We start from the raw sequence: 8,243 nt of genomic DNA, 5'->3' as shown, positions 1-8,243 counted from the left end.
CGGCCTTATCAGAGAGTACTTGCCTAAGGGTTGTGACTTTAGACAAGTCTCTGATGATGAGATGCAGGACATTGAGAACAAATTAAACAACAGACCAAGAAAACGATTAGGGTTTAAGACGCCTATGCAGGCGTTCTATAATATTAATTAGCGTTGCACTTGGTGTGTTAATCTAAGAATATTAAAGCAATATTTTTATTACTTAAGACAAAAAATCACGAACAAACCCTTCACATTGTGAGTGTATGTCTATAGAATACCGACCGTACGGTATCTTTGGTGCTTGAATTGTTCGATTTTTATCGATAATTCATGCTGAATCAAAAGGATACGATTGATTTGAGATGAGATGAGTGTATTGACTATGAGTCCTACTACTATTGCTTACGGTTACTTGGCCATTGCCATTATTTGTGAAGTGGCGGGCACGACGTTTTTGGCGAAGTCAGAACAGTTTACCCGTTTGCTACCGACTTTGATCATGGGTGTGCTCTATACCATCTCATTTTATTTTTTGACACAAACGCTCAAAACCATACCTCTAGGTATTGCCTATGCTTTGTGGGGTGGATTGGGTATCGTTCTGACCTCGCTGATTGGCTTGGTGTTTTTTAAGCAGACGCTTGATACGGCGGCAGTAGTGGGTATCATTATGATTGTAGGTGGTGTCGTGGTAATGAATTTATTCTCTAATTCCGTGGTGCATTGATATGGAAGTTGAAAACGCTCATAAACGTAAAAAACAACCAGAGGTTATTCGTCGTGCGCTGCTCGATCAGGCGGCAAGAATTACGCTAGAGCAAGGGTTGTCGAAAGTCACTTTTCAAGCTGTGGCAGATGCGGTTGGAGTGACTAAAGGTGGCGTCATGCATCATTTTGCTACTAAAAACGCACTCATTCTAGAAGTTTTTTATGATGCGATGGCAAAGTTTGAGGCAGAGGTAGATAACGCAATGGCTAAAGATCCAGTGCGTTACGGCTCTTTTACTCGTGCTTATATCGATGCCACTATCAGTCTGGGCGAAAAATCTCAAGAAGAATTCGATAGCCAAGCGACGTTATACGTGTTGATGCTGGGTGATAGTGAGCTGCGTGAACGGTGGGCTAAGTGGTCAAATGAGCAGTTAAAAAAGCATGAAAAGACTGATGGTGGCGAAACACTATGCATGGCGCGTTTGGTCGCTGATGGTATTTGGCTCTCTGACTTTTCGGGGATTAATATCTCGGATAAAAAATCCTTACGTGAGCGTTTAATAAAAATGACGCAACTTGAGAGGTCATGAAACCTGATCTTCAAGCACTTCATTAAAGAAATGACCTTAGCAAGGTATGCAAAGAAAAGACGTAAACATAAACTCTATGTTTAAAACTGAAACCATGACGATATGACTTAATAAGAGTGTTCTTTATAGCACCTTACCAGTCGTCAGAAGGAGTATCCCATGACAGCGACAAACACAAAAAATAAATTAACAGATATTATCAATTTAGAACAAGTACAAACCGCTTATATCAATGGTCGTTATCTGGCTGTTGATGACGCCTTGTCTACTTTTGAAGATATCAATCCAGCGACGGGTGAGTTACTGGCGACCGTTCAGCAAACGACCAATGAGCAACTCGATGAGGCTGTTAAAGCTGCGCAAAAAGGTCAGAAAGTTTGGGCAGCGATGACATCGGTTGAGCGTGGCCGTGTGCTGTTAAATGCAGTCGCTATATTGCGTGAACGCAACGATGTATTGGCACTGCTAGAAACGCAAGACACAGGCAAAGCGTACTCTGAAACTAAGTATGTAGATATCGTCACTGGTGCCGATGTCGTTGAGTATTATGCAGGTTTGGCACCAATGATTGAAGGTCGTCAGATTCCACTACGTGATAGCAGTTTTGTCTATACTCGCCGTGAGCCGCTGGGTGTGGTCGCTGGTATTGGTGCGTGGAACTATCCTATTCAAATCGCGATGTGGAAGGCAGCACCAGCACTGGCTGTTGGTAACGCAATGATATTCAAACCATCAGAAGTAACGCCATTAACCGCGTTGAAACTGGCCGAAATATTTACAGAAGCAGGATTGCCAGACGGTGTATTCAACGTTGTGCAAGGCAACTATAAAGTGGGTGAAGCATTAACTCAGCATCCTGATATCGCCAAAGTATCATTTACAGGTGGCGTACCAACTGGCAAAAAAGTTATGTCGAGTGCAGCCGCATCGTCTCTCAAAGACGTAACACTAGAGCTCGGTGGTAAGTCACCATTAATCATATTTGACGATGCTGATATCGATACGGCTGCTGACATCGCGATGATGGCGAACTTCTATAGTAGTGGTCAAGTATGTACCAATGGTACGCGCGTGTTCGTTCCTAAGGCGATGCAAGCTCAGTTTGAGCAAGCCATTGCAACGCGTGTTGAGCGTATTAAGCTCGGTGATCCTATCGACGAAAGCATCAACATGGGCCCGCTCGTTAGCTTCCCGCATATGGAAAGAGTGCTTGGTTATATCGAGCAAGGTAAAGCCAGTGGCGCACGCGTCCTAACGGGCGGTGAGCGTGTAACGACAGATTCGCTTGCAAATGGTGCATTCGTTGCTCCGACAGTATTCACTGACTGTACCGATGAGATGACCATCGTGCGTGAGGAAATCTTTGGTCCAGTGATGTCGATATTGACTTATGAAACCGAAGAAGAAGTCATTCGCCGTGCCAATGATACCGATTACGGTTTGGCCGCTGGAGTGGTAACTGCTGATTTGACTCGAGCGCATCGAGTCATCGCTCAGATCGAAGCGGGTATCTGCTGGTTGAATACATGGGGTGAGTCAGCAGCACAAATGCCAGTCGGTGGCTATAAGCATTCAGGTGTTGGCCGTGAGAACGGCATCGAAGCCCTTGAGCACTATACACAGACTAAGTCTATCCAAGTAGAGCTGGGTAAGTTTGAATCTGTATTTTAATCACTTGTATTGAGAAAGTTCTTGATCCGTTTTTTAATCAGTAAGCTTGGTTTAACAGGGCTTATTTGCCTTTTTACTCAAAGGTTACTGATAGTAAACGATTTATCTTAAATATTATGGAGCGTTTTATGACAACAACCACACCTGAATATGACTACATCATCGTCGGCGCAGGCTCAGCAGGAAATGTGCTGGCCACTCGTTTGACTGAAGATGCCAACATTAAGGTGTTGCTGTTAGAAGCCGGCCGCCCAGATTATCGCTTAGACTTTCGCACGCAGATGCCAGCGGCACTTGCGATGCCATTGCAAGGAACGACCTATAACTGGGGTTATAAAACCGATCCTGAACCTTATATGAATAACCGCGTCATGGACTGTGGTCGCGGTAAAGGGCTTGGCGGCTCGTCATTGATCAATGGTATGTGCTATATCCGCGGTAATGCCTTGGATTTTGATGACTGGTCTAAAATACAGGGCTTAGAGGACTGGAGCTATTTGGACTGCTTGCCTTATTTTAAAAAATCAGAGAATCGTGATGTTGGCGAGAATGACTATCATGGTGTGGGTGGTCCCGTTGAGATGACTACTTCTAAGCCAGGGGTCAACCCACTGTTTCAAGCAATGATTGAGGCAGGTGTGCAAGCTGGCTATCCGCGTACTGAAGACTTAAATGGCTATCAGCAAGAAGGCTTTGGCCCAATGGATCGTTTTGTGACGCCTGATGGTCGCCGCGCGTCAACGGCACGTGGGTATCTCGACCGTGCCAAAGCGCGTAGTAATATTACGATTTTGACTGGCGCGCTGACCGATGTGATTTTGTTTGATGGTAAGCGTGCTATTGGTGTCAAAGTAGAGCATCAAGGTCAAACCAAAAACTTTCATGCTTCTCGTGAGGTGATTGTCTCCTCGGGTGCCATTGCCTCACCGCAGCTGTTGCAGCGTTCTGGTATTGGTCCTGGTCAATGGCTAAAAGACGTGGGTGTTAATGAGATTTTTGATTTACCAGGGGTTGGTAATAATCTACAAGATCATTTAGAGCTGTATATGCAGTATGAGTGTAAACTACCTGTGTCGATTGCGCCGGCCAATAAATGGTGGAACAAACCTGCCATCGGTGCGGAGTGGTTATTCAATGGTACTGGACTGGGTGCGTCAAATCAGTTCGAAGGTGGCGGTTTTATTCGTACCGATGAGAAGTTTACCCATCCGAATATTCAGTATCACTTCTTGCCATTAGCGGTACGCTACGATGGCCGCAGTGCGGTGAAGTCTCATAGCTTCCAAGCGCACGTGGGCTCATTACGCTCGCCAAGTCGTGGCCGTGTCAAACTGACCTCAAAAGATCCAAGTGCTCATCCGAGTATCTTGTTTAACTATATGTCTCACGATCAAGACTGGCAAGAGTTCCGTGCTGCCATGCGTATCACTCGTGAGATTATGCATCAGCCAGCACTGGATCCTTATCGTGGTCGATCGATCGCACCAACCGATGATCTAGTGACCGATGCGCAGTTAGACGAGTATGTCCGTAATCACAGCGAGACAGCTTATCATCCCTCTTGTACTTGCGCGATGGGTGAAGGCAATGATTCAGTCGTCAATGGAGAAGGACTGGTACATGGTATCGACGGTTTGCGTGTCGTTGATGCGTCTATCATGCCGAACATCATCAGTGGGAATCTAAACGCAACGACTATTATGTTGGCAGAAAAAATCGCTGATAAAATGCGCGGCGTACAGCTACCACGTTCGACGGCAGATTATTTTACGGCCAATGGTGCACCGCTCAGATCGGAACCAATGCGCGCTTATAGTTCTACTGTCTAAACAATGATATTAGCTATTGGACAATGAATAATATAATACTATTTCAATAGAAAGACCTTTCACAGTGAAGGTCTTTTTTATCAGCGTTAAAGTTAAGAAGATGAGTGCTGTTATGGCTACATCTATTTATCGTTTGTCTTGCTATTTCTTATATTACTGATTTAGCAAATTTCATTTATTGGTACTGCTTTGTGCGTCATGCGGTTATTTATATTTTGCATGACTATAATTCATAAGGTTATGACGGACAAAGCAATATCAGACCCTGTTTAATTACCTATAGAGGTCTTTTATGTACAGCTCGCCATCAGAAGATGCGACAAAACCTTTGAGTCTAAATAAAACTGTCTTTTTAGGCTCGGCTATTATTTCTATTTTATTGATAATTTGGACGATTGCGTTTCCAACTTATAGTGAGACATTGTTAAGTTCGAGTATGGCATGGGTATCAGAGAATTTTGGCTGGTATTACATGTTGGTGGTTGCCGCTTATAGCATATTTGCGCTATTTGTTGGTTTCTCCAAGTACGGCGATATCAAGCTTGGGCAAGACCATGAAAAAGCCCAGTTTCCTTTTTTAGCATGGGCCGCCATGCTATTCTCGGCTGGTATCGGTATTGATTTATTGTTCTTTGGTGCCTCTGAGCCGTTGATGCACTATTTGACACCGCATACTGGTTTAGAGCCTGCTAGTGCAGAGGCCATGCGCGAAGCACTCGCGCAGACCTTCTTACATTGGGGGTTACATGGCTGGGGGATTTATGCGCTAATCGGTATGGCGTTGGCGTACTTCGCTTATCGTAAAAACATGCCACTGGCGCTACGTTCGCCGTTGACACCTGTCTTTGGTGAGCGTTTAATCAAAGGCTGGCTGGGTGATAGTATCGATACCTTTGGTGTGGTTTGTACTTTGATGGGTATCGCCACCAGCTTGGGCATTGGGGTATTACAGGCCAATGCAGGATTGACTCATGTATTCGGTATCGAATCGAGCAAAACAGTTCAGACGATTATTATCGTAGGTGTTGTCGCGGCAGCAGCTGTCTCTGCGATGACAGGTGTAGAAAAAGGCGTACGCCGTCTCTCTGAATTCAATATGCTATCGTCGATATTGCTATTGATTGCGATATTAGTAATGGGTAACACGGTTTATCTACTGAATACCTTTACCCAAAATATCGGACAGTATTTCCAAACCATCATTTTTAAAACTTTTGATGTTTATGCTTATGATGGTCAAGCTGGTGCTGACTGGAAATCAGGTTGGACGATATTTTTCTGGGCGTGGTGGGTTGCTTGGGCGCCGTTTGTAGGCCTGTTTATCGCACGTATTAGTCGTGGTCGTACCTTGCGTGAGTTTGTCTTTGGCGTGATGTTTATTCCGCTTGGCTTTATCTTTGCTTGGTTCTCTATCTTCGGTAACTCAGCGATAGATTTGGTCGCTAATGGCGCCACTGAGCTGGGTGAAATCGCGGTTAATGATGCAGCGATGGGCATGTTTGCCTTGTTTGAGCATTTTCCTTATAGCGATGTTTTATCATTCGCTGGTGTGATTATCGGGCTTATCTTTTTTGTGACCTCAGCGGATTCAGGCGCGTTAGTATTAGCGAACTTGAGCTCAAGAGGCATGACCAATGATACAGATGCTCCAGTTTGGTTGCGCTTGTTTTGGGCTGCAGCTACAGGTTTTATCACCTTAGGACTATTATTTGCTGGTGGCTTTGCCTCGTTACAGTCAGTATCTGTGATTGCAGGTTTGCCATTCTCGCTCATTTTGGTGCTCTATATGGTGTCGATGTGGAGATCATTAAAAGAAGAAGGTAATAAACGTAAGGCTAGTACAATTGGTACGGCTAATGTACTGGACAGTGGTAAGAGCTGGAAAGCGCGCTTGCAACGTATTGTCAGTTTCCCTAGACATGCACAAGTGGAACAGTTTTTACAAAACGTGGTTAGACCTGCCATGACGGAAGTTGAAAAAGAGTTTGCCGCAGGCGGTCTAAAAACGTCTTTGGATATCCGTAATCCTGCACATATTGGACAAGATATAGACCAAGGCGTCGATGAAAGTAATGTTCAAATAGATGGTCTAAAATTGCGAGTTGGACATGGCGACGAAGATGACTTTATTTATGAAGTCAACTTGATTAAAGCTGAGCGTCCTAATTTCACATTGAGCACTTCAACTAAGAATGCAGAGTACTATTATCGTGCCGAGGTGTTTTTGAGCGAAGGCTCGCAAGAGTACGATTTAGTGGGTTACTCTAAAGAACAAGTATTGGTCGATATCTTAAATCAATACGAGCGTCATTTGCAGTATCTACATTTAGAGCGTTAATTGATTTATTAACACGTCCTGAATATCTAAGTAAAAATATTGTAAAAAACGACCCCATAAGTTGAATGCAGCTTATGGGGTTTATTTATGAATAATAAAATAGGCAGCGAGTAGATATAGGGTAAAATCTATAGAGGACAGTGCTAACGTATCAGCAAAGGATAAATTTGTGGCCACATTAAAGTACATTGCTCACTATTCTGAGCAAATCCAAGCTCAGGCGTCGCTACTCATTAGTGAGAACAGGCTGGGTGAGTATCTAGAAAAAAAGTATCCGACTAAGCACCAGATACAAAGCGATAAAATGCTTTATCAATATATCAATGAGATAAAAAACCAATATATGCGCAAAGTGGGACAGCTATCCAATGTCAGCTATAGCAGCAAGTTAAAAGTTCTCAAACATGCGCTGGGTATGCACACCACTCAATCTCGGGTGCAGGGTAGTAAGCTAAAATCGCACAATAGCATCACGGTGGCGAGCTTGTTTCAAGAAGCACCACCTGAGTTTTTGCGCATGATTGTTGTGCATGAGTTGGCGCATTTTAAAGAGCACGACCATAACAAAGCATTTTATCAATTATGCTGTCATATGGAACCAGACTATCATCAGCTTGAATTAGATACATGCTTGTGGCTGCACTGGCGAGAGCTAGAGCGTGTCATCATTTAGACAGGCATAATAATATATTTTTTATTAATATATTTTAGTATATAATATAAAGTATCGCTGATTCTAATGATGATAATAAATGGAGATGATGATGAAACGAATAATTGCCACTACGCTTGCGATAAGTGCTGCCTCATTGATAATGGTGGGCTGTACATCGACCAACGCGATGTCTCAAACAAGCAAAGTCAATCCTAAGATTAAAGAGCCTGCACCGTCGGTGTTGATTAATGTGACGTCGGACAATGCACAGGTTCAGCTCATGTCGATGGTACTTACTATGCAATCAGCACAACAAGGCGCAACTACTCGCGTTCTGCTTTGTGGGTCAGCAGGTGATATGGCGCTGCGCGTGGCACCCGATAGTGTCACAACCGGACAGCCACCTAAAAACTGTAGTGGCATAATAAACTTGGACAGTGCATAAGAGGTTTATACTACCCCAAAGA

Annotated in this window: 7 protein-coding genes and 1 pseudogene; all 8 read left to right on the top strand. The window is 43.9% G+C overall.

Annotation, left to right across the window (positions count from 1 at the left end; all coding sequences use genetic code 11):
- Positions 1-151, top strand: a pseudogene (locus EI164_RS17120) (IS30 family transposase); the annotation flags it as partial.
- Between the two features lie 213 nt (positions 152-364).
- The gene (locus EI164_RS13075) at positions 365-709 is read left to right on the top strand and encodes a DMT family transporter (RefSeq protein WP_192520388.1); all 345 of its coding nucleotides are present in this window, start codon (positions 365-367) and stop codon (positions 707-709) included.
- Between the two features lies 1 nt (position 710).
- Positions 711-1,283 (top strand): TetR/AcrR family transcriptional regulator, encoded by a 573-nt coding sequence (locus EI164_RS13070; RefSeq protein WP_192520386.1) that lies wholly within the window; start codon positions 711-713, stop codon positions 1,281-1,283.
- Positions 1,284-1,442: 159 nt separating this feature from the next.
- Positions 1,443-2,954: a betaine-aldehyde dehydrogenase gene (gene betB / locus EI164_RS13065; RefSeq protein ID WP_225739292.1), complete on the top strand. Its 1,512-nt coding sequence runs from the start codon at positions 1,443-1,445 to the stop codon at positions 2,952-2,954.
- Between the two features lie 128 nt (positions 2,955-3,082).
- Entirely contained in the window at positions 3,083-4,783 is a 1,701-nt protein-coding gene (betA, locus tag EI164_RS13060; RefSeq protein WP_192520385.1) for a choline dehydrogenase, read from the top strand.
- A gap of 292 nt (positions 4,784-5,075) precedes the next feature.
- The gene (betT, locus tag EI164_RS13055) at positions 5,076-7,121 is read left to right on the top strand and encodes a choline BCCT transporter BetT (protein WP_192520384.1); all 2,046 of its coding nucleotides are present in this window, start codon (positions 5,076-5,078) and stop codon (positions 7,119-7,121) included.
- Between the two features lie 169 nt (positions 7,122-7,290).
- Positions 7,291-7,794 (top strand): M48 family metallopeptidase, encoded by a 504-nt coding sequence (locus tag EI164_RS13050; protein WP_192520383.1) that lies wholly within the window; start codon positions 7,291-7,293, stop codon positions 7,792-7,794.
- Positions 7,795-7,885: 91 nt separating this feature from the next.
- Entirely contained in the window at positions 7,886-8,221 is a 336-nt protein-coding gene (locus tag EI164_RS13045) for a hypothetical protein (RefSeq protein WP_192520382.1), read from the top strand.
- The last annotated feature ends 22 nt before the right edge of the window (positions 8,222-8,243 follow it).

Source organism: Psychrobacter sp. FME13, from assembly GCF_014861395.1.
In the GTDB taxonomy this organism is placed as follows: Bacteria; Pseudomonadota; Gammaproteobacteria; order Pseudomonadales; family Moraxellaceae; genus Psychrobacter.
The sequence above is the reverse complement of the archived record's forward strand: the minus strand, read 5'-3'. Positions and strand labels throughout refer to the sequence as shown.

Excerpts from the sequence above, each read along its gene's own strand:
- EI164_RS13075 (WP_192520388.1), top strand. The coding sequence starts at position 365 with ATGAGTCCTACTACTATTGCTTACGGTTACTTGGCCATTGCCATTATT.
- betA (WP_192520385.1), top strand. The coding sequence starts at position 3,083 with ATGACAACAACCACACCTGAATATGACTACATCATCGTCGGCGCAGGC.
- EI164_RS13045 (WP_192520382.1), top strand. The coding sequence starts at position 7,886 with ATGAAACGAATAATTGCCACTACGCTTGCGATAAGTGCTGCCTCATTG.
- EI164_RS13070 (WP_192520386.1), top strand. The coding sequence starts at position 711 with ATGGAAGTTGAAAACGCTCATAAACGTAAAAAACAACCAGAGGTTATT.
- betT (WP_192520384.1), top strand. The coding sequence starts at position 5,076 with ATGTACAGCTCGCCATCAGAAGATGCGACAAAACCTTTGAGTCTAAAT.
- betB (WP_225739292.1), top strand. The coding sequence starts at position 1,443 with ATGACAGCGACAAACACAAAAAATAAATTAACAGATATTATCAATTTA.